The organism is Stenotrophomonas sp. GW821-FHT01H02A, assembly GCF_059422145.1.
On record NZ_JBWKWI010000001.1, the window covers coordinates 59477 to 84128 of the forward strand.

A 24652-nucleotide genomic window follows, 5' to 3' on the forward strand; every position below is an offset into this window, starting at 1 on the left:
CGCACCGCGTGCGTGGTGCACGATCAAGACGTACCGCTCGCGTGGTGCACGGTCAACGGGTAGCGCCACGCCATGCGTGGCGGGTGTCACACCGCGCGCGGCGCCATCTTCCACAGCAGCGCGCGGAACGGCGCCAGCAGGAACACGCCGATCGTCAGCTTCACCGCCAGGTCGCCCAGCGCCCAGCTCACCCACGGCAGGCTGGAGCCGGCAAACGCGATGCTCCAGAAAATCGTCGTATCCAGCGTCGCGCTGCAGGTCGTCGCCACCATCGGTGCACGCCACCAGTGCCCACGGCGCAGCCGGTCGAATACGGTGATGTCCAGCAGCTGCGCGGCAATGAAGGCCAGGCACGAAGCCACGGCGATCCGCGGCGTGGCGATCCAGATCGACAGCAGCACCGCCAGCGCGAATCCCGCCCATGCCACCCGCCGTGCGGCGGCCGGACCAAAGCGGCGGTTGATCAGATTGCTGACCAGGAAGGCGACCGGGTAGCTGAAGGCACCCCAGGTGAGCCAATCGTTGATCGGGTACTGCACCAGCACGTTCGAGCCGAGCACCACCGTGCCCATGGCCAGCACCGCCAGCAGCAGCGAGCGCGGGGTCAACGGGGCAAACGCAATGGCAGGACGCGCGGACATGGCGAGCCGGAAGACGAGGGGAAGGGGCGGATTATCCGGGCTTGGCCGGCCCAGGGCCAGCCCGGCCGGTTCAGTCAGAAGCGTTCGCTCAGGGTGGTCGCGGCCGCATCGGTGGTGGGCAGGAACGCCAGCGCGGCACCTGCGGCATCGGCCACCATCCAGCCCGCGCCGGCCGCGGTGGGGGTGAAATCGAGCACATCACCCACCTTCACGCCGGCCGCCGGGTTGTCCGCGCGCGCCGGCCAGGCAATCACGGCCAGGTCGTCCGGTGCCTGCGGGTTCTGCAGCACCATCTGGACGCCGCCGTCGGGGCTGCGCTCCACGTTCTCCACGGTGAGCGGCGGCAGCGGCCCGGCCTTGCGCCGTTCTTGCTTGGCCGCGCGGCTGCGTCGGGCCGAGGCATCGCTGGCCTTGCTCACGCCGGCCGATACCAGCCACACCGGTGCGGTCACCACCACCACGCTCACCACCGAGGCCATGATCGCGCTGCTGGCGACCGGGTGATTGCTGCCCACCACCTGCGCCGGTGCCGGCATGCCGACGGCGCACAACGCAATGGCCAGAAGCGGCGAAACCACAGTGCGCGGCATTCGTGTCATCGGAGGTCCTTCTGCTGTCTCGATAGTGGCCGGCAGTATGCCTGCTGGCGTGCCGCCCGCCGCCAATTGCAACTATTGCCAAATCAATCGCGCGATCTTTCCATTACGGTTCGAGGTCTCCTCTCCTCGGCGTACACGTTCATGCCCGCACATGGCTGCACTGAAGACCAACGCGACTGCAATGTTTCCCGCCGCAACCTCCTGCGCGGGGTCGGGCTTACGGGCGCCACCGCGTGCGTAGCGATGACCGGACTGGGTCTGGCCCTGCCGGGTGACGCCTTTGCCGTGGCGCTGGGCAAGGACGAACGCGATGGGCTCAGCCCCCAGCAGGTGTTGGACCGGTTGATGGAAGGCAACGAGCGCTTCCGCACCAACCGGCCGCTTCGCCACGACTACCTCGCACAGAAGGCGGCCACCGGCGAAAGCCAGCACCCTGCCGCCATCATCCTCAGCTGCATCGACTCGCGTGCACCGGCCGAGATCCTGATGGATACCGGCATCGGCGAAGTGTTCAACACCCGGCTCGCCGGCAACGTGATCAACCCCGATGTGTTGGGCAGCATGGAGTTCGCCTGTGCCGTGGCGGGCTCCAAGCTGGTCCTGGTGATGGGCCACAGCAATTGCGGCGCGATCAAGGGCGCGATCGCGGGTGCGCAGCTGGGCAACTTGACCGGTCTGGTCGACCGCATGAAGCCCGCCGTCGAGGCCACCGTGAGTGAGGGCCGCCGGGACGACAAGAATCCTGCCTTCGTCGATGACGTAGCGCGTACGCATGTGCGCATGACCGTGCAGAGCATCCGCCAGCAGAGCAGTGTCCTGGCCGGGCTCGAGCGGACCGGCGCGATCGCCCTGCAGGGCGCGATGTACCACTTGAAAGGTGGACGCATCGAACTGCTGGACGCCTGATCCGGCGCCCGCGGCGCTGCCACGCGATAGGGTTTGGCCGTCGCAGCGCCAGCCCGGGCCGGTTTGCTTACCAGCGTTCGCTCAGGTTGCTGGCGGCGGCGTCGACGGTCGGCAGGAAGGCCAGGGTCGCGCCGTCGGCGGCCGTTACGGTCCACCCACCGCCGGCCTCGGTCGGTTCGAAGTGCAGCATATCGCCCACCTTGAGCGTCGCGGCAGGGTTGTCGGCGCGTGCCGGCCAGTCGATCAGCGCGGTCGCCTCGGGCGCATCAGGCCGCTGCAGGGCAACGTGGAAGCCCCCGTCGGGCTGGCGATCGATCTGCTGCACTGCCATCGGCGGCAGGGGCGCGGCCTTGCCGTCGCCACGCGGAGAGCGGGTCGAACCTTCGCGGACGGTCTGCGAACCCTTGGCTACCAACAGCACCGGTGAGGCTGCAATGAACGAGACGGTGTAGACGCTGATCACCGCGCTCACGCCCGAGGCCTGATTGCCGTTGAGATTGCCGGCCGACGCAGGGAGCACGGTGAGCGCACACACCGCGAGCAGGCCCGCGCAGAGAAGGGATTTCGTCATGACGGAGGTCCTGGAGGGGGAGGGGGATGACGCGCTCATGGCTTCGGCGCCGCGGCGCCTTCCACCGGCACGTGTGCCACGGCGAGCTCCTGTTGCAGCGCGTGGCGCTGCGCGAGGAAATTGAACACGGATTCGACGGTGACCACCGAGTAGTTGCCCGAGATGCGCTCGCTGGCGGGATGGTCGGTGACGGCGGCATTGGGCACGAAGAAGCGCGCACCCAGTCGCTTCGCCACGCCGATATGCAGGGTGCTGGGGCGATAGTCGCGCGCCTTCAGCCAATCCTGTGCCTGGGCGCGCTTGATCAGCAGGGTGCCGTCATCGTTCTGCGCCAGGGCAGCGGCCAGCACTTCCAGCACCCACTGATTGGAGTTCTGGTACTCATCGCGGAACGGGTAGGCGACCACGCTGTAGCGCGGCTCATGCAGTGCGCGTGCCTGGATGGCCGGTGGCGTCAGCAGCTTCTTCAACGCATCGCGCACCGCGGGGGTCGGCACGCCGATGCGCAGGTCGGTGTGGCTGCCGCTTTCGCCGATGAAGGTGCCCAGCCCCTCGCGGAACAACTCGGACTGGGGCGACTTGCAGTGGTTGAGCAGGTGCACCGCGCGCCAGTGACCGTCGTCGTCGCGCAGCAGGAAGGCGAGATGGCTGTGCCGCAGCCCGTATCTGCTCAGGTCCTGGCCACCGCGCGCGATGATCACCACGTCCACGCCGTCCAGCGCATCCAGGGTTTCCCCCGCGGTCAGCGCGACATCGAACATCGCCGCCAGCGATTGTGGCGTGGGGTACCGCTCCACGCACTGCGGCTCGGCCTGCGCGGTCAGCGCGGTGCCCAGCAATACAGCACACAGCAGGGCGGGGAGCAGGCGCTTGACCAGCGCAGCGCGGGGTACGTCCATGTCACACGGTCTCCGGCGGCACCGGCCGCGGCCGCATCATAACGCCGTACCGGGGCTCAGGCCTGGATCCCCAACCGTGCACGCACGTCCTCGGCAATCCGCGTGGTCTCGCGCAGCGGCTCGATACGGCCCTCCTTCTGCCAGTCCAGCCAGCGTGCCTGCAGGCGGCCGCGTTCGCGCAGCGCGTTCTGGAAGTGCGCGAGTCGCCCCTGCGCCTGGTCGGCCAGGGCCACCGCCACCGGCATGCGCGTGGCGCAGGCTTCGGAGAGCAGGTTCACCGAGTCCGGCGAGACCACGACGCGATTGGCCCAGCCAAGCAGGCCGGCATACGGATTGACGCCATCTCCGCCGTCGCCCCAGATCACGTTCGGCACATCGGCAAACGCACTGCGCAGCGCACCGACCAAAGCCGGCGGTGTACGTCGGGAGGTGGTGGCCAGCAGGCTGCCCCCTTCGGCGCGCAGCTGCGCGGCGAGTTGCTGGAACACCTGCACCATGTCCGGCTCATGCCAGGGCGCGTGCGGCGTCGGCCCGCCGACCAGCAACGCGGTGCGTGGGCCGGGCAACGCGCTGAACGCCGCGAACGCGGCACGACCGCAGGCCAGCCAGTCATCGTTGACCGGATTGAGGCTGCCCAGCAGGGTGAGTACGTTGCCGCCGCGCAGGCGGTCGTGCTCGGGTACTACCAGCAGGTCCCAATGGCGTGGGCCCAGGCGCGGGTCGAGGATCTGCACGACCCGGGTGCCACGGCGGCGCAGTTCGCGCAGCGCACCGGCGGCCTGGCGGCCGCAGCCGATGGCCAGCTCCGGCGCTTCTGCGGCCAGTGCGGCGAAGGCCTCGCCGTAGCCGTTGGCGGCACCCGGCAACCAGCGCGGGGCCAGCCAGCGCCACGGCGCACGCGGGGTGAGCACCAGCGGACGATGCGCCCCCAGCTTCAATGCCGTGGCCAGGGCCACCGCCTGCCGCACATTGCCGGCACGGCCGTCAGTGATCGTCCAGGGCGGACTCCATCGTTTCACGTATGGCATTAATTCGTTTCAGTCAGGCTGGGTGTTGCAACTGTCGCGACACTCTACACTGCCAGCCTTCGCCGATCGCGCTGTCGCCCTGCCACGGTAGCCGATGCGCGAACGATTCCCCTTATTTCCGGAGGCTTCATGTCCCACGTCCTTGACGATGCTGCGCTCGATCAGTTGTTCCGTACCGCCCGCACCCAGAACGCCTTCCTTGATAAGCCGGTCGACGACAGCCAGCTGAAGGCGCTGTACGAGCTGCTGAAGTGGGGCCCGACCGCCGCCAACGGCAGCCCGGCGCGCTTCGTGTTCGTGACGTCCCCCGAAGCCAAGGCCAAGCTCGCCCCGGCGCTGTCGGAGGGCAACCACGACAAGACCCTGGCCGCCCCGGTCACGGTGATCGTCGCCTTCGACGAAGACTTCCACGAGAAGCTGCCGTTCCTGTTCCCGCACACCGATGCCAAGGCCTGGTTCGACGGCCCGCGTGAAGCCCGCACCGAAGGCGCGTTCCGCAACGGCAGTCTGCAGGGCGCCTACCTGATCCTGGCCGCCCGCGCGCTGGGTCTGGATGCCGGCCCGATGTCCGGCTTCGACAACGCCAAGGTCGACGAAGCCTTCTTCAAGGGCACCGCGATCAAGTCGAATTTCCTCGTCAACCTGGGGTACGGTGACGCCTCGGGCCTGTTCCCGCGGCTGCCTCGCCTGTCCTTCGACGAAGCCGCCCGCATCGCATAAGCGTTACCGCCGGAGCGTGGCCCGTCCGTGCGGATGGGCTGCATGAGATTTTTCCTATTCCCTTCGATTCGAGAGAGACCTGACATGACCGTGACCCGCAAACTGCTGCTGCCGCTCGCCCTGACCCTGGCCATCGCCGCCTGCTCCAAGCCGGCCGACGAAGCCGCTGCACCGGCTGCCGACGCGCCGGCCGCCACCGAAACCGCCGCCCCGGCCGCGGACGCTGCAGCTGCCGCCCCGGCGGCCGAAGCGATCCAGATCGCCTCGGGCACCTACAAGCTCGACCCGTCCCACACCGACGTGCTGGTGCAGTGGAGCCACTTCGGCTTCTCGCACCCGACCGCGCACTTCGGCGCCGCCGAAGGCACCCTGGTGTATGACGCCGCCGACGTGACCAAGTCCACCGTGGAAGTGAAGCTGCCGCTGAGCGGCCTGAACAGCTTCACCGCCAAGTTCGACGAGCACCTGAAGAGCGCCGATTTCTTCGACGCCGCCAAGTTCCCGGCCGCCACCTTCAAGAGCACCAAGGTTGAAGCCAACGGCACCAACAAGCTGACCGTGACCGGCGACCTGACCATCAAGGACATCACCAAGCCGGTGACTCTGGATGTGACCGTCAACGGCGGCGGCGAGCACCCGATGGCCAAGGTGCCGGCGGCGGGCTTCGATGCCACCACCACCATCAAGCGCAGCGATTTCGGCGTCGGCGCGTACGCCCCGAACGTCAGCGATGAAGTGAACATCCGCATCACCACCGAGGCCACTGGCGAAAAGCCGGCTGCCTGAGTCTCTCCTCACTCGTCGTGAGAAGGCAGAAAGCCCGCCAATTGGCGGGCTTTCTTTTGGTGCGGCCAGCGGCCGGCACTACCGTTCCTGGTGCGGCTGCACGAGGAGGATGATCAGCCCGCCGCCACCTGCGCGATCACCTTGCCCAGCCACAGCGTGGTGAAATCGGTCGGCGTGCGGCGCGCTGGGGCGGTCACGCCGCTCTCGCGCAGGAACGCATGGGTCGCCTGCGCGAACGCCTGGCGGGCCAGCAACGCAGCCTGCTTCACCGAGGCCTGCTGCTTGCGCAACTGCACGATCTGCAGGCTCGGCTTACCCGGCATCGCGTACTTCTGGTAACGGCGCAGCTCGTCGGCGACCAGGTCGATATCGATGTTCGCCTGCACCAGCGCCGCCTGCGCGCGGGCCAGCGGCACCAGGGTGGTGCGCAGCGGGGCGATGTTCCCGCCCACGGAGGGCGCCAGCGCCGCCAGGGCGGCATCCAGCGCGGGATCGGCGCGCTCGGCGCGGTCGATCAGATCGGTCAGTGCCGAAAGAGAAGGGGCTTGCATGAAAGGCACCGGCACAAAACGCGATTGTCGCATCCGCGGCCGGTGCCCGTCGCGGGCTCAGTCGTCGTGGTGCTCGCTGCCGTGCGCCTTCCAGTAGCCGGTCGAGCGGATCCAGTCCTTGGGCACGCCCAGGTGACCCTCGATGTACTTGCGCATCATCCGGGCCCGGCGCGATTCGGCCGCGATCCAGTAGAAGGTGTCGCCGTCCGGTTCCTCGAAATCGGTCAGCACGTCTTCCAGCAGGGTGCTGGTGGCGGCGTCGAAGCCGTTGCGCTCCAGCCACGAGATGCGGATGCGGTCGTCCTCCGGCAGCTCCTGGCGGTCGCCGGATTCGGGGATCTCGATGTAGACATCGGCGTTGGCACCTTCCGGCAGCGTCTCCAGCCAGCGGCCGATCGCCGGCAGCGCGGTCTCATCGCCGATCAGCACGTAGGTGTCGAAGTCATCGGCGGTCATGTGCGAGCCACGTGGGCCGCCCACGGCGATCGCATCGCCCGGCTGCGCGTTGGCGGCCCAGGTCGAGGCCAGGCCGTCGCCGTGCATCACGAAGTCCAGCGCCAGCTCGTTGCTCTCCAGATCCCACCAGCGCGGGGTGTAATCGCGCGAGGGGGAGGGCGTCTGGCCTTCCGGGTAGCGCGGGCCTTCCGGGGTCATCGTCGGGACCACGAACTGGCCCTCGGCGTTGGGGAAGAACAGCTTGACGTGGTCATCCGGCGAGGGCGAATCGAAGCCTTCCAGCGCTTCGCCACCGACGATCACCCGGCGCATGCACGGGCTGATCTCTTCGGTGCGCAGCACCTGCAGCGGACGGAACTTCACGGTATGACGGAGCAGTCGGTTTTCATGCAGAGCCATGGGAATACCTGGATCAGTGCCGCAGCGCGGCGTTGAGAGAGAAGGACCTGGCGGGCGGAGGCTGGCTGGGTCTGAAGAAGAAGGGGGTCAGCGGCCCTGCGCACGGATCCGCGCGGCCGCCTCGCGCAGCGCCTCGGCCACGGCAGCGGCGTTGTCGTCCTGCCAGCGGCCGTGGCACAGGCCCAGCGCGTGCTTGAGCTCGCGCAGCGCATCGCGCACGGACGGCGGCAGGTTGGCCTTGGTGATCGTGCGCGCGCTGTCGCGTACCCGGTGCACCGCTGCATCGACCTCGTCGCGTTGTGCCTCCAGCTCGGCCTGGCCCAGCGCGCTGAGGGCGTAGCGCTTGCGCCCACCGTCCTCGACCGCGCCGACCCAGCCGGCGGCCTCGAACTGCGCCAGCACCGGGTAGATCGAGCCGGCGCTGGGGGTGTAGACCCGCACGAACATGTCGCTGATCAGCTGGATCAGCTCGTAGCCGTGGCGCGGCTGGTCAGCGAGCAGCGACAGCACCAGCAGGCGCAGGTCGCCACGGCTGAGCGGCCGGGCGGTCAGCGGGCGGGCAGGTCGGTCGAGGTCGCGCGGAGAGGTCATTTCGATATATCGAATGCAGTGGCGGAACGATATATCGAAAACTCCGGTTCGGCCAGCAACCGCGCGCGCATGGCAGGGATGCGTTCAGGTCAATCCGGCGTGTGACGGTGCGTGCTCGTGGTGGAACACTGCGCTCGGTGCTGCGCCTCCAGCACGCCTGATGATCCACGCCGACGCGCGCTCAAACGGCGTCGCATCGCGCACGATCCGCGCCAATCGCCCGCGCCGCAGTGCCTGCGCTGTCCATCGGTGTCCTGCTGACGCGTCGGTGTCATCGCCACCGGGCACGCTGAAATGCAGCGTGGAACCTTCCAGCGCCGCCCGCGCGCTGTCGCCGGCTGTCCTTCCGGACACCCCCGGGATGGTTCCATACGCAACCGTAGCGAAGTAAGCAAACCCCTTGGTGCGCTACACTTTGCGGCTAGAAATCTAAAACAGTCGCGCGCGTGCGTGCGGTCATGGGAGCGCAAATGAACTGGTTGAACGAGGTGCTGAACAACGACCCGAATCCTGTGGAAACCCAGGAATGGATCGAGTCGCTGAAGGCCGTTATTGATGTCGAGGGCCCCGAGCGCGCGCATCAGCTGTTGGAAGGCATGGTGGAACTGACCCGTCGTTCGGGTGCTTACCTGCCGTTCTCTCCCACCACCGAGTACGTGAACACCATCGCGCCGACCCTGGAGGCCAAGAGCCCGGGCAACGCCGAACTGGAATGGCGCATTCGTTCCATCATCCGCTGGAATGCGATGGCGACCGTGGTGCGCGCCAACCGCAAGCCGGGCGACCTGGGCGGCCACATCGCCTCCTTCGCCTCCGGTGCCACGCTGTATGACGTGGGCTTCAACCACTTCTGGCGCGCCCCGAGCGAAGACCACCCGGGCGACCTGCTCTTCATCCAGGGCCACAGCGCCCCGGGCATCTATGCGCGCTCCTTCCTGGAAGGCCGCATCGACGAAGCCCAGCTGGACAAGTTCCGCATGGAAGTCGACGGCGGTGGCCTCTCCAGCTACCCGCATCCGTGGCTGATGCCCGATTACTGGCAGACCCCGACCGTGTCGATGGGCCTGGGCCCGCTCGCCGCGATCTACCAGGCGCAGTTCCTGCGTTACCTGGAAAACCGTGGCCTGATCGAGAAGTCCGACCGCAAGGTGTGGTGCTTCATCGGCGACGGCGAGAGCGATGAGCCGGAAACCCTCGGCGCGATCGCGCTGGCCGGCCGCGAAGGCCTGGACAACCTGATCTTCGTGGTCAACTGCAACCTGCAGCGCCTCGACGGCCCGGTGCGTGGCAACGGCAAGATCATCCAGGAACTGGAAGGCGTGTTCCGTGGCGGCGGCTGGAATGTCATCAAGCTGCTGTGGGGCGGTTACTGGGATGCCCTGCTGGCCAAGGACACCAACGGCGTCCTGCGCAAGCTGATGATGGAAACCGTCGACGGCGAATACCAGAATTGCAAGGCCTTCGGTGGCGCGTATACCCGCGAGCATTTCTTCGGCAAGTACCCGGAAACCGCTGCGATGGTCGCGGGCCTGAGCGACGACGATATCTGGCGCCTCAACCGCGGTGGCCACGATCCGCACAAGGTGTACGCCGCCTACCATCAGGCCGTGAACACCAAGGGAATGCCGACCGTGATCCTGGCCAAGACGGTCAAGGGCTACGGCATGGGCAGCGCGGGTGAAGCACTGAACCCGACCCACCAGACCAAGAAGCTGGACGACGATGCCGTCCGCCACTTCCGCGATCGCTTCAACATCCCGGTGACCGACGCCCAGCTGGCCGATGGCCAGGTGCCGTTCTACCACCCGGGCCCGGATTCGCCGGAAGTGAAGTACCTGCAGGAACGCCGTGCTGCCCTGGGGGGCTACCTGCCGCAGCGCCGTCGCAAGGCCGAAAAGAGCTTCAACGCACCGAAGCTGGAAAGCTACGAGCGCCTGCTCAAGAGCAGCGGCGAGCGCAGCTACTCCACCACCATGGCCTTCGTGCAGAGCCTGAACATCACCCTGCGCGACAAGGAACTGGGCCCGCACATCGTGCCGATCGTGGCCGACGAAGCCCGTACCTTCGGCATGGAAGGCCTGTTCCGCCAGATCGGCATCTACGCGCCGTTCGGCCAGAAGTACAAGCCGGTCGATGCCGACCAGCTCATGTTCTACCGCGAAGACCAGAGCGGCCAGGTGCTGCAGCAGGGCATCAGCGAGCCGGGCGCCATCGCCTCGTGGATGGCCGCCGGTACCAGCTACTCGGTCAGCAACGTGCCGATGCTGCCGTTCTACATCTACTACAGCATGTTCGGCTTCCAGCGCGTGGGCGACCTTGCCTGGCAGGCCGCCGACATGCGCACCCGTGGCTTCCTGCTGGGCGGCACTGCCGGCCGCACCACGCTGAATGGTGAAGGCCTGCAGCACGAAGATGGCTTCAGCCATATCGTGGCCGGTGGCATTCCGAACGTGCGCAGCTATGACCCGACCTTCGGCTTCGAAGTGACGGTGATCCTGCAGCACGGCACCAAGGCCATGATGGAAGATCAGATTGATGAGTACTACTACATCACTCTGATGAACGAAAACTACACCCATCCGGAAATGCCGGAAGGCGCGGCCGACGGCATCGTCAAGGGCATGTACCTGCTGACCGACGCCGGCAAGCCGAAGAAGGGCGAGCTGCGCGTGCAGCTGCTGGGTTCGGGCACCATCCTGCGCGAAGCCATTGCCGCGGCCGAGCTGCTGGACAAGGACTTCGGCGTGACCGCCGACATCTGGAGCTGCCCGAGCTTCAACGAACTGCGCCGCGACGGCTTCGACGTGGAGCGCTACAACCGCTTCCACCCGGAAGCCGAGCCGCGCAAGGCCTACGTGACCGAGCTGCTGGAAGGCCGCCAGGGCCCGGCCATTGCCGCCACCGACTACGTGCGTGCGTACGCGGACCAGATCCGCTCGTTCGTGCCGATGTCGTACACGGTGCTGGGTACGGATGGCTTTGGTCGTTCGGATACCCGTGCGAACCTGCGTCGCTTCTTCGAGGTTGACCGGTACTACATCGCGCATGCCGCGATTGCGGCGCTGGCGAAGGAAGGGAAGATGACGGGTAAGGATGTGGCCCGGGCGATCAAGCAGTACAAGATTGATCCTGAGAAGGCTAATCCTGTCGGGGTTTGATGAGTCAATAATTTGACTAAAGAGGGCGACCAAAGGTCGCCCTTCTTTTTTGTAGCGAATGTAGTGCAAAATCGGCGTCACGACCAATCTATTCGTCAAGGGTGATGCGTGAAGGCCATTGCAGTTTTCAATAACAAAGGAGGGGTGGGTAAAACCACTCTGCTCTGCAATCTTGCGGCTTATCTAGCGAAAAAGAAGGGCCTCAAGGTACTCGTGGTTGACGCGGATCCTCAGTGCAACGCTACTCAAAGCGTTCTCCAGCCCGATGCTGTTGAGAGAATATATTCAAAAGGTAAGGACTACACCCTCTGGAGTTTCGCCACTCCCATAAAAGCGGGCAAGGGCTACGCTGACGAGCTCAACTATTTCGATCCACCAGAATTTGGATTTGGAATTGTGGTTGGGGATCCAAAGATGGCGCTTCTCGAGGATCTCCTTTCCTCAGATTGGTTGGCATCGACCGGAGGTCAAGTTAGAGGACTGCGAACGACGCTAATGTTCTCTGAGCTCCTAAGTCGATGCGAAGAATTCGATGTCGTTTTCTTCGACATGGGACCGTCCCTGGGCGCAATCAATCGCGCAGTTCTACTGGCCTGTGATTACTTCGTCGTGCCAGCATCCTTGGATATTTTTACGCTTCAAGCCATCAAGAACATCTCGTCCGCGCTTCGGGATTGGAGAAGGAAACTCGAAGTCGGTATGAGTAATATCGACATTGAAGATGAGGAGGTTGGCGGTAACTTCACAGGGTGGAAGCTAAAATTTGGTGGCTATGTAACTCAGCAGTACACCTTCCGGCGTGATTCTAAAGGCCAGAAACAGGCCGTGAAAGCCTACGAGAGAATTCTAAAAAGACTTCCACAAGTGATCGGGACTCATCTTCTGAAGGAATACGAGGGGATCGATTCATCTAAAGCCCAGTCCTACGAACTTGGGAGCATCCCGTACTTTCATTCGCTCGTCCCGTTGTCTCAGACCAGCAATAAGCCAATATTTGAGCTGAAGGGGGCTGATGGCGTCGTGGGTGCGCACTTTGCTAAGGTTGCTGAATTTGAGGAGGTTATTGCCGAGGTCGCGACCAATCTCGCGAAAAGGTGTGGCCTATGACCATTGCCTGGCCAGATTCGTTAGTTCAAGATATCGCGCGGCGTAGATGCGTGCTGTTCTTGGGCGCGGGGGTGTCTATGAACTCCTTGTCAGAAGACGGCAATACGCGCCCTCCTGACTGGAGTGCGTTTCTAAAGGATGGCCTATCCAGACTCGCCGCGCCGACCAAGCACATCAAATCGCTAATTACTTCTGGTGATTTTCTAACCGCTTGTGAACTTATTAAAAAGCGGCTAGATGAGGACTGGAATGGGTTGCTCGACTCAGCCTTTGTCCGTCCGCGCTATCGTCATGCCGAAATACACGAGCACATACTTGGGTTGGATTCCAGGATCGTGCTTACGCAAAACTTTGACAAAATATATGACACTTATGCTCAGACGACGACGCACAATAATATTCGTGTGAAATCATATACTGACCCGGATGTGTCAGACTTTATTCGTGGTGGTATGTCGGTGGTGGTGAAAGCTCACGGAACGATAGATGTTCCTGCGGAAATGGTGTTTACCAGAAGTGAGTACTCCAGCGCTAGACACGAGTATCGCGCATTCTATTCTATGCTTGATGCTCTGGCAGTTACTCATACTTTTTTATTCATAGGTTGTGGTGTAAATGATCCCGATGTCCGGCTTCTTCTTGAGAAGGTTGCCTTCTTTAACAAGGGGACTCGCCCTCACTACATATGTATGCCGCGCGTATCTGGCGCGCCACATGACGAGATATTGAAAAGCTATCGGGACAACTTGGCACTAAAGTCTCTTGTTTATGATCCAAAGGCTGGTCATGTCGCCCTGACTATGGCTATGAAGAATCTTGCCGAGCAAGTTGAAATGGAAAGAAGGTCGATGGCGGCTACTCTTAACTGGTAAGCGCAAAGCCAATCGGTGTATCTAGATTCTTACTGACAGGCCTGGGCCTTCTTTAAGCGTCAAATGTTCTTTTTGACGCTGCTCAGCCCGATCGTAGTGGGCCTAGTCCATTGGATCAGATGACCTATTTCGTAACTTCCAATAGAGCGGTACTATCGCGACGTAGCGCTGATAGGCGCGCTTCCATTGGAGTGGTAGACGGATGAAGTACTGGTGGGTGAACCAGAACTTGACCTACAGACACGAGGTCCACGGCAGCTACCTGTGGTCGCCTAAGCGTACAGCGGACAACCGGCGTAATGTCTTCTACGACAACATGATGCTGGTCTCGCCCGGTGACACAGTGTTTTCCTTCTCGGACACTTACATCAAGGCTATCGGGATCGTGGATGCGAACCATGTTTCTGCACCCAAGCCTGCGGAGTTCGGAAGTGCAGGCGGGACGTGGAGCTTGGACGGCTGGTTTGTCCCCACCACCTTCCATAAGCTGCCTAAACCAGTCCGACCAAAGAACTTCATGCAGGAGCTCCTGCCGCACCTTCCAGCAAGGTACTCACCACTGCAACAGAATGGCAACGGCAATCAGGGTGTGTACCTTGCCGCAGTTTCAGAGTCGCTGGCGAACGTTTTAGTTGCTCTGCTTGGGCCTGAGGCGCAGGCTATCGTGGCCTCGGCCAGCAAAGCTGGTCATCTGAGTGATAGCTCCGCAATCTCTAATCTGCTCGCCGACGGAGAATTGAACGTCACTCAACGCAGTCAGATTATCCAGTCAAGAATAGGTCAAGGCCTTTTTAGGTCCCGGGTGGCCGAAGTCGAGCTCTCCTGTAGAGTGACTGGAATTCAAGATGAACGTTTTCTGATTGCAAGCCACATAAAGCCGTGGTCTAAGAGTGACAATATCGAGCGCCTCGATGGTAATAATGGACTATTACTTGCGCCACATATCGATCGTCTGTTCGACAAGGGTTACCTGACATTCGAAGATGATGGCCGTGTACGGATCAGCCAGCTTCTGCCGGATCAGGTCCGTCTGGCATGGGTCTCGCGCATCGACGGCAGTATGAAGCAGCTTAGCCCGCAACAGCGCCCATATATGGAGTACCACCGAGACCTGGTTTTCCAGAAAGCCCTTGACGCCTGATAGCTAGATCGATCACTCGTTTGGAGCTGATGACGAGGAAACCGGATAGCACTCAGCTGCTGAGCACCAGATTTGGTGGCGGCCAGAACCTATCCACCCGACAGAGCTCATAGTCCTCCCCAAACGCCAACGCAGCCTCCCTGGCCGGCAAGTCCGAGTAGCACTCCAACAGGCATTGATCCATGCCCGCATCCGCATGGTCGATAGCGAAGAAGCCCAACATGGCCTCGTCGAATGCCTTAAGCCAATCCCCGTCAATCCTGGTCATCTGTGGTCCTCCCGATAGGCCAGAGAGGATGCCGCCACCCCGTCCCAAGGCCTGCGACTGAACCGGGCCAGTTGCGTCGCACCGTAGGCGCAGCCAACCAACACCCGCCAGATCAACAGGAACAAGCGATTTCCCATCCTCCGCACCAACGCGCATGGTGTTCATCGGAGCGTAGAAACTCTTCTAGTAGCAAAATGTTGGACGTCTATTTGTCGGGAGGGTGGCTAATACAACACCCTCGTGGAAATACGCCCGCCGGTTGCTACTAGACGGTTTCTAACCTCCCGACGCCCTTGCCATCCCGGCAAGGGCCAGCCCTGCAGGAGGTCCAACATGTTGACGCCGTGGGAAGACGAACCCGATGACGCGCGCCCCAAGCGCAAGCCCTACGCCCGCCCCGCACGCAGCTACCGCGTAGGCGCGCAGACGTACCCCGACCGCGAAGAGTGCGGTCCCACCGAGATTGTCCCTACCTCAAGCTGCGCGGCCGCTGGCTGGACAAGCTCAGCTTCGACGTAGGCGCCCGCCTGAAGGTGGAGGCCACGCACGGCATCATCACCCTTACGGTGGTGCAGCGGCCCGTGCCGGTGGTCAAGAAGTTCCACCGCAAATTGCAGCGCCGCACATGCTGAGCGCCGCGCCCAACGACGTGTATTCGTTGTATATCGGGTTCTCTCAGGGCCTGCCCGTATTCGCTTTTGAAGCTAAATTTGGGTTGTACGTGATGCCGTTTGGTCTGGAGCAGGGGAAACTAGTGATGACAGAGGGTTGGTAGACACGCGTCCCGGGCTTGTAGGTGTTGATCGTAGCGGTGCACGCCATACCCGCAGCTCATCCTGCTAACATTCCCCCCGCAAACCCAGCCAGCCCACCCAGCGCAGACAGATGCGGGGCCGGCCGTCACACGTACGGCCCAGCGAGCCAGGACACCCTCCCGTGCCCCTTCAAGGAAGCTCGCATGTACCGCAATTCCGTAATCCGCTCGGCCGCTCTGGCCTTCGCCATCTCCCTGAGCCTTGGCGCGCCGTCCGCGTTTGCCGCTGACCAGACCAACGCGTCCGCCAGCACAACCGCCGTTCAGCGCAAAGCCATCGCCCAGGGTCTCTATGAGCTGGCCTTCAGCCCCAAGCAGAACGCCGTCTTCGTCGCCTCCTCGGGCGGCTTCGGTGATGCCGCTGGTCCCTCCCAGGTCCTGCGCCTGAACCCGGATACCCTGGCCGTCGAAACCGCCATCCCGCTGGAGCGCAAGGCGTTCGGTGTGGTGCTGGACGACGCCAACAACCGCCTGTACGTCGGCAACACCGTCGATACCTCGGTTACCGTGGTCGACACCGCTACAAACAAGTCGGTCGGCATCGTGCAGTTGATGGAGAAGAAGGTCGGCAAGGATGGCAAGGCCGCCTACACCCACGATCTGCGCGAGCTGGTCGTCGATGGCGCCAACAACCGCCTGTACGTCACCGGTCATTCGGGTGAGGGCAGCGTGCTGTTCGTAGTGGACACGCAGTCGCTGAAGGTCATCAACACCATTCCGGGTCTGGGCAACGCCAAGGCGCCGGGTCTGGCACTGGATGCCAAGGCCAAGCGCGTCTACACCTCCAACCTGCTGGCCGAGGTCGTCACCGTCGGCACCGACAGCGGCAAGGTCGAGCAGCGCTTCAAGGTCAGTGCGGAGCAGCCGATGAACATCGCGCTGGATCCGGCTGGCAAGCGCCTGTTCGTGACCGACCAGGGCTCGGAGATGATCCGCAAGTACCAGGCCAGCAGCTCGGGCTTCGAATCGAAGCACCCGGGCCAGCGTGTGTTGGTGCTGGACCGTACCAGCGGCAAGGAACTGGCCAGCATCCCGACCGATGCCGGCCCGCTGGGCATCCTGCTGGATGCACCACGCAAGCGCCTGTACGTGACCAACCGCGATGGCGGCACCGTCACCGCATACAACAGCGACACCTACAAGCAGGTGGCGACGTACGCGGTGCCGACGCATCCGAACAGCCTGGCGCTGGATGCCAAGAAGAACGTGCTGTACGTGACCGTCAAGAACGGTGACAGCGAGCCGAAGGGCAGCGAAGAGTCTGTTGCCCGCATTGCGCTGTAACGCACTGCCGCTGGAACAGGGACCGGCCGCCTGGGGCGGCCGGTTTCTTTTGCGTTGCATTGGATGGACTGTTCCCGCGTAGGCCATGATGCGAGACTGGCGCGACGCCCGCGGTATTCGTACGCATGAACAGATCAAGGATGGCAGTTAGACGTATCTCGACGCACGAGACAGACGTGGTCAGGCGCGCTGTGCAGTCCGCGCCGGTGGAAGGCATACAGCTCCCTTCATTGGAAAATCTGGAATCCCTTAACGTAGTCAGCCGTTGTGGCTGCGGTTGCGCATCCGTCGACTTCAAGCTCCTAGGAGCGGGAGAGATCGCCGAGGTGGTTGCCGACGCAATCGGCGAGACATCCAGCGGGGAAGAGGTGGGCGTGCTTGTCTTTGGCCTCAACGGCCGGATTACCGGCCTGGAGATCGTGGGGTACTCGGATTCTCCGGCGGACCTGCCCATTGCGTCGACGGTGCGTCGTCAGATGGGATTTGACGACCAACGTCAATGAATCGTGGCATGAGCACTTTCTGAGACGCCTCGCTGTGCGACGCCTTGTCTACGGAACCGCACGGCCACGAAGCAACACATAGCTGGCGCAGCTCGCACAACGCTCGGTCAATGGGGTCTGCCGCAGTGCAGCGCTCAGCGCCGCTCGGGATGCAGGGTGCCCACCCAGGCCATGCAGCAGCAGGGTGACGGCCAGCCCGCAGCAAGCGCCCCCTGGAGAACCGGGCAGCCCGGTTGGCGTGCCGGCAGCAGCCTCCGGCGTGATCTCATGACAATCCATGTACCGGCTCCCACCCTCGACGATGCCCCATCGCAACTATCGTCCTGAGGTGTCGCAGATCCTGAGATCGTGGCCCGATTCCTCCCTGTCACCGCTGAATGCCCCGGCTGGTACCAGTCAGCCCTGTGCACGCCACGTCAGCGCCCTGCCGATTTCTTTCACGGCTCACCCAACCCCCTCTCCCTAGGATCGAACCTTCCTTCCCCATCGCTCCAAGGAGTTCCCATGGCTGCTTCGCGCGTTCGCCTGCACGTTGAAGATTCCGGTGGTACCGGCCGCCCGGTGGTGCTGATCCATGGCTGGCCGCTGTCGGCCGAATCGTGGAAGGCCCAGGTCCCCGCGCTGCGCGATGCGGGCTATCGCGTGGTGGCGTACGACCGCCGTGGTTTTGGGCGCTCGGAGAAGCCGGCCGACGGCTACGAGTACGACACACTTGCCAACGATCTGGCCGGTGTTCTCGAGGATCTCGATCTGAAGGACGCCACCTTGGTCGGCTTCTCGATGGGCGGTGGTGAAGTGGCGCGCTATGTCGCCAATCATGGCGAATCGCGCCTGCACAGCGTGGTGTTCGCCTCGGCGGTGCCGCCGTACATGCTCAAGACCAGCGATAACCCCGAGGGCCCGCTGACCCAGGAAAAGGCCGATGAAATGCGCGAAGGCCTGGAGAAGGACCGCGACACGTTCTTCGATGGCTTCACCAAGGATTTCTTCAGCGCCAACGGCGAGCTCAAGGTCAGCGAGGAAGAGCGCCAGGCCGCCATCAAGCTCTGCCAGCAGTCCGATCAGACCGCGGCGCTGGGCTGCATGAAGGCCTTCGGGACGACCGATTTCCGCGGCGACCTGAAGAAGGTCACTGTCCCGACCCTGGTGCTGCACGGTGACAGCGACGGCACGGTGCCGTTCGAGGGCTCGGGCAAGCGCACCCATGCGGCCATCGCGGGTAGTGAAGTGGTGGTGTTGAAGGACGCGCCGCACGGTTGCAATGCCAGCCATGCCGATGCGTTCAACAAGGCGCTGCTGGACTTCCTGAAGAAGTAAGCCGTAGGTTGTTATGCGCTGTACGCGCCCGGCACGTTGAGCTCACGTGTCGGGCGTTCTTGTACGCTGTCCCCGCGCACCAAAGCTATAGCGCCAGCCCACACGAGACCGTCCATGCGTCAGTCCCAGACACCGCCCTGGAAGAAGCCCAGTCCCAACGGGAAGAAGAAGTCGCAGCCGCTCTCCGAGGCGCAGAAGGATGCGGCACGTCAGCGCGCCGAGGAAAACGGGCGGCGCTACCCCAATCTGGTCGACAACATGTGGGCGGCCAAACTGCCATGCGGCAGTTGACCAGCCCCCTGCTCAGCGCTTGACCGCGAGCACGCCATCCATCGCCAGCTCGGCCTTGAAGCCCGCCTTTTCCAGCCGCTTGGCGACCTCGCGCGGGACATCGCGGCCACTGGTCAGCTTGTTCGGCGCACCGGTGTAGTGGAACATGCGGCCGCCCTTACGGATGACGCGTGCGAGCTGGTCGTAGAACACCTGTGAGTACAGCTCGCCGGCGATGCCGAAGCGCGGCGGGTCGTGCAGGATCGCGTCGACTGAGGCGGTCTCCAGCCCTTCGATCTCCTGCGACACATCACCCTGGCTCAGTGCCAAGCGGCCGCCGCTGCTCTCTGCGTCCGGATCGGGTGACCACGGGTTGAGCGTGCGCAGCCACAGCACATCCGGGTTCTTCTCGAACGAGCGGATACGGGTGACCCCACCTTCGAGGCAGCACGCGGCGAAATAGCCCAGGCCGCCGCAGGTATCCAACACCGTCTTGCCAGCCGGCGCGATCAGCGCGACCTTGCGACGGGCATCCTCGAACGGGGAGACCTGCGCGCTCGGCAGCATCTTGATGCCGTCGATCTCGAAGGTCGGCGCGTCCCAGTCGGTCGGCACCAGTTTGATCAGCGCCGAGCCGAAGCGCGAGACCGCCAGGAACTCCTCGCCGTCCCAGTAGTACAGGGTGCGGTCCTTGGTCTTGCCGGGATAGGCGTAGGTCTCGCCCTTCCACTGCCAGTAATCGGCCGCCAGCGTGGCGGTGCCGGTGGAGCGGCCGAGGTCGAGCGAGCCGGTCCAGTCGCCGGCGCCGGCATCGCGGGCACGGATCAGGCTCTCGGCGAGCGGGCGGGTCAGCAGGGGGCCAATGTAATGGGGCACGGGATCTAAGCCGCGGCGCGAGCGCCAGACGGCATGGCAGTCAGGGGTGGGCATCGTACCTGAGATGCCCTTGGCCGGCCCTCATACACCCCGTTCAGGACGGGAGACCGACCCGAGCATGCGCCGCTCTCCGAGGTGCGCACGGGGTGTGCGCTGATCGTGGAGGGGCCGGCCGCTTTGGATACTGTAGCCATGTCCTACGACCACCTCCTCTGGCCAACCGGCACCGCCTACTTCTTCAGCGCGCACCTGCGCGATCGCAGCAGCAGCCTGCTGGTGGAACAGGCGCAGACCCTGCGGCTGGCGTTCCGGGTGGCGCAGCAGGCGCGGCCGTTCCGGATCAACGCGATCGTGGTGCTGCCGGACCACCTGCATGGGGTGTGGACATTGCCGGAGGGCGATGAGGAGGGGCACCGGCGCTGGGCGCAGGTCCAGGCGATCTTCGACCGGCAGCTGCCGATGGCCGACCCACGGCTGCAACTGCGGCGCGATCGCAGCCTGCGGCCGCTGTGGCACAACGGCTTCCGCGAACACCGGATCGTCGACGCCGAGGATCTGCAGCGCCACGTGGCCTATGTGCACCAGAATCCGGTCAAGCACGGGCACGTGAGGGATGCTACGCAATGGCCGTACAGCTCGATCCATCGCGGCCGCCGCGAGCCGGAGGCGCCATGTTGAAGTCTGGGGATGGGGCTCCCGCCTGTGTACGACTGCGGGCGGGGATCTTGGGGATGGGTGTCGCGGGCCGGGCCACCGGTGCGGGCGTGCGGTCGGTCGCCGCCCGTATCAGTGGCCCGGTGGGCGGGGCCGGAAGACGTTGCCGGTCACGGGCACTTCACCGGAAACACCGGGCCGGCGCCGATCAGGACCAGCGCCATGTAGTCGCTGTCCTTGGCCTTGCCCTTGAGCGTGGCGCCCGGGTTGAACTTGAAGATGCCGAAGCCACCACCGGGGCGCACCAGGGCCTTGTTGATCTGATCCGCATCGTCGCGGAAGAACTGGGCGATCTCGGCGCGGCTGGATTCCTGCAGCGGCGTGGCGTCACGCTGCCATTGCTCGTCGCGGTTGAAGGACACGTAGTACTGGCCGTTCTGCTGCTCGATGCGGAATTCGGCCGGCTTGCGCGCGTGGGTGGCGTAGCAGCCGAGCAACGGATCGGAGGAGAACACGCCGGCGCTGTTGTCCGTGCCGCAGCCGGTCAACAGCAGCGGCGACAGGAAGAGCAGGCTGGGCAGTACGCGCATGGCAGATCCTTGGCGGCGGGTGTCGGGGCATTGTCCAGCACGGCGTGGAAAGATGCCGTCTGCGCGCCCCGTGCCCTGTCGCCCGCGGGCGATGGTGTACGGTGACGCGATTCTCAGGAGATACCTCGTGCCGCCAGACTCTCCGCAAGCGCCGCGCTCACCGTCGGGCGTCCCGATGTCGGCTCAACGACTGCCGCTGCTCGGCCTGGTCAGCTTCCTCGGCCTCCCCGTGGGTGCGGCCGCCGCGCATATCGCCTCGGCCGCCAACCACGGGGTCACCGCGGGCGCCAGCACCACCGGTGTCTCGATCGGCGTACTCGCTTCAGCGGCCGTGGGCCTGATCGCCACGGTGGGCTCACGCGTGCGGCAGGAGCGCTGGCCGTGGCTGGGCATCGTCGGTGCGGTGCTCAGTGCGGCGCCGCTGGTGCTGTTCCTGGTCGGGATGATGTTCAAGCACTGAGGTGTTACCGGGGTGCGTTGATCAGGCCGGCAGCGCGGCATCCAGCCGGTGTACTTCCACCGTCACGTGCACCAGCTCCTCATGCACGGCTAGGGCTTCGCGGATCTGATCGGCGCTGAGCGGGTCGGCACTGACCAGGCTGGCCACCACCGCATACTTGCCGCGGCCGACCTGCCACACGTGCAGGTCGGACAGCTGCGCCGACCATGGCCCCTGTTCGATCACCTCACGCACCTCCGCCACCACCGGGGCGTCCATCTGTGCATCGAGCAGCACGCGGCTGGTATCGCGCAGCAGGCCGATCGCCCAGACCGTGACCAGCACGGCGCCGACCAGCCCCATCACCGGGTCCAGCCACGCCGCGCCCCAGACCTTGCCGCCGATCAGTGCGGCAATCGCGAGCACCGACGTGGCGGCGTCGGCGATGACGTGCAGGTAGGCCGAGCGCAGGTTCAGGTCCTGGGGGCCGGTCGCGGCATGAGCGTGGCCAGGGTGCTCTGCGTGACCGCCGTGTCCGCCGTGACTGCCATGGTCATTCCCATGTCTGTGTCCGTGCGCGTTGGCATGCCCATGCCCATGCCCATGATGGTGGTGCCCATGATCGTGGTTATCGCGCAGCCACCACGCGCACAGCAGATTGACCGCCAGCCCGACCACCGCGATCGCGATGGCTTCGTTGTAGTGGATGGCGCTGGGCACGAACAGGCGCTGCCCGGACTGCACGGCCATCAACAGGGCCACGCCGAGCAGGGCGATGGCGCTGGTATAGCCGGCCAGGATCTCGACCTTCCAGGTGCCGAAGGTGAAGCGGTGGTCGTGCGCGTGGCGGCGGGCGAATCCGTAGGCGAACACGGACAGGCCCAGCGCCAGCGCATGTGAGCTCATGTGCCAGCCGTCGGCGAGCACGGCCATGGAGTTGAACCACCAGCCGCCGATGATCTCCACGACCATCATCACGGCGGTCAGCCAGAGCGCGCGCTGCGTGCTGCGCTCGGCGAGGGGATTGCCATCGTCGAAGCGATGGGTGTGGCGGCGGGCGTCGGCGGCAGCGCTTAGGACCATGGGGAATCCGGATATTGGAATATACCCCCATAGGGTATATGCTCCGGCCCCATGTCGCACGTTCAACACCACCGCAAGCCGCTGCTGGCCCGGGTCCGCCGCATGGCCGGGCAGGTCGCCGCGCTCGAAGCCTCCCTGCAGGCGGCCGAGGCCGATTGCACCGATGTCCTGATGCAGGCCTCGGCGGTGCGTGGCGCCGCGCACGCGCTGTTGATGGCGCTGTTGGACGAGCATCTGCAGGAGCACGTGGTCGGGCCGGACGATCCGGCCGAGCGCGCGGCCGAGGCGCAGGTGCTGGTCAAGCTGCTGCGCGCCTACGGCAAGTAAGCGGCGCAGTGCGCACGCCGGCTCAGTGCCGGTGCCGCCGCCAGGCGTTCCACACATGGGTGCTGGCCAGCAGCAGGCTGCCGACCACGGTCATCGGGGTTTCGGCGTCGTGGCTCGGCCAGCCCATCGCACCGGCCAGCAGCAACAGCAGCCCGACCGCCGCGCCGGCCATCGCCAGTACGGGTAGGCGATGCTGGCGGTGGGCGCGCCACAACGCGAAGCCGGTCACTGGCGCGGCGATGGCCACGAACAGGGCATGCACCCACTCGGCCTGGGCCCACACGCCCATCAGCGGGAGCATCGCCGCGAGCAGCGGCAGCGCCAGGCAGTGCAGCAGGCATAGGCCGGACAGCGCGATGGCGCCGGCATCCAACAGGGCAGAGGATCGCTTCATGGGGCGTGGGAGCCTTGGTCAGTGAATGTTATATAGTAACATTTCATTCCCCTTCCTGACCTGCTCTGCCATGACTGCCTCTGCCTCCTTTGATTCGCGTCTGCCGGTGACCGTGCTGTCCGGCTTCCTGGGCGCCGGCAAGACCACCCTGCTCAATCAGCTGCTGCGCAACCGCGAGGGCCGTCGGGTGGCGGTGATCGTCAACGACATGAGCGAGATCAACGTCGATGCGCAGCTGGTGCGCGAGGGGGGCGCCGCGCTCAGCCGCACCGAGGAGACGCTGGTGGAGTTCAGCAACGGCTGCATCTGCTGCACGCTGCGCGATGACCTGCTGCAGGAGGTGCGCCGGCTCGCGGCGGAGGGGCGCTACGATTACCTGCTGATCGAATCGACCGGGATCGCCGAGCCGATGCCGGTCGCGGCGACCTTCTCGGTGCGCGATGAGGAAGGCTTCAGCCTCAGCGACATCGCGCGGCTGGATACGCTGGTGACGGTGGTCGATGGCGCGCGTTTCCTGCACGATTTCGGCTCAAGCGACCGGCTGATCGACCGCGGCCAGCAGGCCGGTGAGGATGACGAGCGCGGGGTGGTGAACCTGCTCGCCGAGCAGATCGAGTTCGCCAACGTGATCGTGGTGAGCAAGTGCGATCTGATCGACGACGACACGTTGCAGTCCACGCTCGCCGTGCTGCGTGCGATGAACCGTGAGGCACGGCTGGTGCTGTCCGAACGCGGCAACGTACCGCTGCACGAGGTGCTTGATACCGGCCGCTACGATTTCGTCAAAGCGCAGTTGGCGCCCGGCTGGATGCAGGCGCTGCGTGGGCAGCACACGCCGGAGACCGAGGAATACGGCATCACCAGCTTCGTCTACCGCTCGCGCCGGCCGTTCCATCCGCAGCGCTTCGCGCACTTGCTGGAGACCGGGCTGGGCAGCGTGATCCGCAGCAAGGGCTTCTTCTGGCTGGCCAACCGCATGGACTGGGTGGGCGAGCTCTCCAGCGTGGGTGCTGCCACGCAGACCTCGGCCGCGGGCTTCTGGTACGCCTCGCGCGAGCGCATGGAGGCCGGCCTGGAAAATACCGCGCCGGTGCTGCCACCCACGCGCGTGCCCTATACGGACATCGGCTGGGCGCGCCAGCAGGCCGCGTGCTGGACGGCGCCGATGCCCAGCGTGGAACAGGTCGGCGATGCCGGCGAGTACCAGGCCATGCGCAGGCTGTGGCATCCCTGGTGGGGCGATCGCCGCCAGGAGCTGGCGGTGATAGGGGTGGCGATGGACGAGCACGCGGTGCGCGCCGAGCTGGATGCCTGCCTGCTCAACGATGAGGAACTGCGCGCCGGGCCGCTGCTGTGGCAGCTGCTGCCGGATGCCTTTCCGGCGTGGGCGCGCACGTAGCCGCGCGGC

28 protein-coding genes are annotated in these 24652 nt (G+C 64.7%); 16 read left to right on the forward strand and 12 right to left on the reverse strand.

Annotation, left to right across the window (positions count from 1 at the left end):
* Nucleotides 1–86: 86 nt before the first annotated feature.
* Together AC07WC_RS00270 and AC07WC_RS00275 are read right to left on the reverse strand one after the other, a co-directional pair.
* A complete protein-coding gene (locus tag AC07WC_RS00270) occupies nucleotides 87–641 on the reverse strand; it encodes a queuosine precursor transporter (protein ID WP_495208277.1) in 555 nt (184 codons plus the stop codon).
* A 74-nt stretch (nucleotides 642–715) separates the two neighbouring features.
* Nucleotides 716–1240 (reverse strand): hypothetical protein, encoded by a 525-nt coding sequence (locus tag AC07WC_RS00275; RefSeq protein ID WP_495208278.1) that lies wholly within the window; start codon nucleotides 1238–1240, stop codon nucleotides 716–718.
* Nucleotides 1241–1381: 141 nt separating this feature from the next.
* On the opposite strand from AC07WC_RS00275, the gene AC07WC_RS00280 reads away from it, so the two are divergent.
* Nucleotides 1382–2146, forward strand: coding sequence for a carbonic anhydrase family protein (locus AC07WC_RS00280; RefSeq protein WP_495208279.1), 765 nt, complete (start codon nucleotides 1382–1384; stop codon nucleotides 2144–2146).
* A gap of 67 nt (nucleotides 2147–2213) precedes the next feature.
* Here the strand turns inward: AC07WC_RS00280 and AC07WC_RS00285 are convergent, their stop codons facing one another.
* The 3 genes from AC07WC_RS00285 to AC07WC_RS00295 are packed head-to-tail and all read right to left on the reverse strand — an operon-like array spanning nucleotide 2214 to nucleotide 4644.
* A complete protein-coding gene (locus AC07WC_RS00285; RefSeq protein ID WP_495208280.1) occupies nucleotides 2214–2717 on the reverse strand; it encodes a hypothetical protein in 504 nt (167 codons plus the stop codon).
* Between the two features lie 35 nt (nucleotides 2718–2752).
* Entirely contained in the window at nucleotides 2753–3616 is an 864-nt protein-coding gene (locus AC07WC_RS00290; RefSeq protein WP_495208281.1) for a DUF2145 domain-containing protein, read from the reverse strand.
* 56 nt (nucleotides 3617–3672) lie between these two features.
* On the reverse strand, nucleotides 3673–4644 hold the full coding sequence (locus AC07WC_RS00295; RefSeq protein WP_495208282.1) for a mitochondrial fission ELM1 family protein: 972 nt from the start codon (nucleotides 4642–4644) through the stop codon (nucleotides 3673–3675).
* A 129-nt stretch (nucleotides 4645–4773) separates the two neighbouring features.
* On the opposite strand from AC07WC_RS00295, the gene AC07WC_RS00300 reads away from it, so the two are divergent.
* The gene (locus AC07WC_RS00300; RefSeq protein ID WP_495208283.1) at nucleotides 4774–5364 is read left to right on the forward strand and encodes a malonic semialdehyde reductase; all 591 of its coding nucleotides are present in this window, start codon (nucleotides 4774–4776) and stop codon (nucleotides 5362–5364) included.
* Nucleotides 5365–5448: 84 nt separating this feature from the next.
* The gene (locus AC07WC_RS00305) at nucleotides 5449–6150 is read left to right on the forward strand and encodes a YceI family protein (RefSeq protein WP_495208284.1); all 702 of its coding nucleotides are present in this window, start codon (nucleotides 5449–5451) and stop codon (nucleotides 6148–6150) included.
* A gap of 113 nt (nucleotides 6151–6263) precedes the next feature.
* Here the strand turns inward: AC07WC_RS00305 and AC07WC_RS00310 are convergent, their stop codons facing one another.
* From AC07WC_RS00310 to AC07WC_RS00320, 3 genes are all read right to left on the reverse strand, one after another.
* On the reverse strand, nucleotides 6264–6701 hold the full coding sequence (locus AC07WC_RS00310; protein ID WP_495208285.1) for a hypothetical protein: 438 nt from the start codon (nucleotides 6699–6701) through the stop codon (nucleotides 6264–6266).
* A 57-nt stretch (nucleotides 6702–6758) separates the two neighbouring features.
* Nucleotides 6759–7556, reverse strand: coding sequence for a siderophore-interacting protein (locus AC07WC_RS00315; RefSeq protein ID WP_046272875.1), 798 nt, complete (start codon nucleotides 7554–7556; stop codon nucleotides 6759–6761).
* A gap of 87 nt (nucleotides 7557–7643) precedes the next feature.
* Nucleotides 7644–8147 carry a PadR family transcriptional regulator gene (locus tag AC07WC_RS00320; RefSeq protein WP_266085530.1) on the reverse strand — a complete coding sequence of 168 codons (504 nt, stop codon included), beginning with the start codon at nucleotides 8145–8147 and terminating at the stop codon, nucleotides 7644–7646.
* 470 nt (nucleotides 8148–8617) lie between these two features.
* Between AC07WC_RS00320 and aceE the strand changes: the two genes are divergently transcribed.
* The 9 genes from aceE to AC07WC_RS00365 all read left to right on the forward strand — a co-directional run bounded on the left by aceE (nucleotide 8618) and on the right by AC07WC_RS00365 (nucleotide 18902).
* Nucleotides 8618–11305, forward strand: coding sequence for a pyruvate dehydrogenase (acetyl-transferring), homodimeric type (aceE, locus tag AC07WC_RS00325; RefSeq protein ID WP_495208286.1), 2688 nt, complete (start codon nucleotides 8618–8620; stop codon nucleotides 11303–11305).
* Between the two features lie 108 nt (nucleotides 11306–11413).
* A complete protein-coding gene (locus AC07WC_RS00330) occupies nucleotides 11414–12412 on the forward strand; it encodes a ParA family protein (protein ID WP_495208287.1) in 999 nt (332 codons plus the stop codon).
* The gene (locus AC07WC_RS00335) at nucleotides 12409–13284 is read left to right on the forward strand and encodes an SIR2 family protein (protein WP_495208288.1); all 876 of its coding nucleotides are present in this window, start codon (nucleotides 12409–12411) and stop codon (nucleotides 13282–13284) included. Before AC07WC_RS00330 ends, AC07WC_RS00335 begins: the two co-directional genes overlap by 4 nt.
* Before the next feature lie 202 nt (nucleotides 13285–13486).
* Nucleotides 13487–14425, forward strand: coding sequence for an HNH endonuclease (locus AC07WC_RS00340; RefSeq protein WP_495208289.1), 939 nt, complete (start codon nucleotides 13487–13489; stop codon nucleotides 14423–14425).
* Nucleotides 14426–15139: 714 nt separating this feature from the next.
* Complete coding sequence (locus AC07WC_RS00345; RefSeq protein ID WP_495208290.1) at nucleotides 15140–15325, forward strand: SymE family type I addiction module toxin; 186 nt, start codon at nucleotides 15140–15142, stop codon at nucleotides 15323–15325.
* A gap of 326 nt (nucleotides 15326–15651) precedes the next feature.
* Nucleotides 15652–16791: a YncE family protein gene (locus AC07WC_RS00350; protein WP_495208291.1), complete on the forward strand. Its 1140-nt coding sequence runs from the start codon at nucleotides 15652–15654 to the stop codon at nucleotides 16789–16791.
* A 176-nt stretch (nucleotides 16792–16967) separates the two neighbouring features.
* The gene (locus tag AC07WC_RS00355) at nucleotides 16968–17294 is read left to right on the forward strand and encodes a hypothetical protein (protein ID WP_495208292.1); all 327 of its coding nucleotides are present in this window, start codon (nucleotides 16968–16970) and stop codon (nucleotides 17292–17294) included.
* A 504-nt stretch (nucleotides 17295–17798) separates the two neighbouring features.
* Nucleotides 17799–18611, forward strand: coding sequence for an alpha/beta fold hydrolase (locus AC07WC_RS00360; RefSeq protein ID WP_495208293.1), 813 nt, complete (start codon nucleotides 17799–17801; stop codon nucleotides 18609–18611).
* A gap of 114 nt (nucleotides 18612–18725) precedes the next feature.
* Nucleotides 18726–18902 (forward strand): hypothetical protein, encoded by a 177-nt coding sequence (locus AC07WC_RS00365; RefSeq protein WP_495208294.1) that lies wholly within the window; start codon nucleotides 18726–18728, stop codon nucleotides 18900–18902.
* A 12-nt stretch (nucleotides 18903–18914) separates the two neighbouring features.
* On the opposite strand, the gene AC07WC_RS00370 is transcribed toward AC07WC_RS00365, so the two are convergent.
* On the reverse strand, nucleotides 18915–19757 hold the full coding sequence (locus tag AC07WC_RS00370) for a class I SAM-dependent methyltransferase (protein WP_495208295.1): 843 nt from the start codon (nucleotides 19755–19757) through the stop codon (nucleotides 18915–18917).
* A gap of 192 nt (nucleotides 19758–19949) precedes the next feature.
* Here AC07WC_RS00370 and AC07WC_RS00375 point away from each other — a divergent pair, with 192 nt between their 5' ends.
* Complete coding sequence (locus tag AC07WC_RS00375; protein WP_495208296.1) at nucleotides 19950–20435, forward strand: REP-associated tyrosine transposase; 486 nt, start codon at nucleotides 19950–19952, stop codon at nucleotides 20433–20435.
* A 146-nt stretch (nucleotides 20436–20581) separates the two neighbouring features.
* Here the strand turns inward: AC07WC_RS00375 and AC07WC_RS00380 are convergent, their stop codons facing one another.
* Nucleotides 20582–21001, reverse strand: coding sequence for a hypothetical protein (locus AC07WC_RS00380; RefSeq protein ID WP_495208297.1), 420 nt, complete (start codon nucleotides 20999–21001; stop codon nucleotides 20582–20584).
* 175 nt (nucleotides 21002–21176) lie between these two features.
* Here AC07WC_RS00380 and AC07WC_RS00385 point away from each other — a divergent pair, with 175 nt between their 5' ends.
* Nucleotides 21177–21461, forward strand: a complete 285-nt coding sequence (locus AC07WC_RS00385) for a hypothetical protein (RefSeq protein ID WP_495208298.1) — start codon at nucleotides 21177–21179, stop codon at nucleotides 21459–21461.
* A gap of 21 nt (nucleotides 21462–21482) precedes the next feature.
* On the opposite strand, the gene dmeF is transcribed toward AC07WC_RS00385, so the two are convergent.
* On the reverse strand, nucleotides 21483–22523 hold the full coding sequence (gene dmeF / locus AC07WC_RS00390) for a CDF family Co(II)/Ni(II) efflux transporter DmeF (protein ID WP_495208299.1): 1041 nt from the start codon (nucleotides 22521–22523) through the stop codon (nucleotides 21483–21485).
* A gap of 51 nt (nucleotides 22524–22574) precedes the next feature.
* Between dmeF and AC07WC_RS00395 the strand changes: the two genes are divergently transcribed.
* The gene (locus AC07WC_RS00395; protein WP_495208300.1) at nucleotides 22575–22850 is read left to right on the forward strand and encodes a metal-sensing transcriptional repressor; all 276 of its coding nucleotides are present in this window, start codon (nucleotides 22575–22577) and stop codon (nucleotides 22848–22850) included.
* A gap of 22 nt (nucleotides 22851–22872) precedes the next feature.
* Here the strand turns inward: AC07WC_RS00395 and AC07WC_RS00400 are convergent, their stop codons facing one another.
* Nucleotides 22873–23244: a MerC domain-containing protein gene (locus tag AC07WC_RS00400; RefSeq protein ID WP_495208301.1), complete on the reverse strand. Its 372-nt coding sequence runs from the start codon at nucleotides 23242–23244 to the stop codon at nucleotides 22873–22875.
* A 70-nt stretch (nucleotides 23245–23314) separates the two neighbouring features.
* On the opposite strand from AC07WC_RS00400, the gene AC07WC_RS00405 reads away from it, so the two are divergent.
* Nucleotides 23315–24643, forward strand: a complete 1329-nt coding sequence (locus tag AC07WC_RS00405; protein ID WP_495208302.1) for a GTP-binding protein — start codon at nucleotides 23315–23317, stop codon at nucleotides 24641–24643.
* Nucleotides 24644–24652 lie beyond the last annotated feature (9 nt).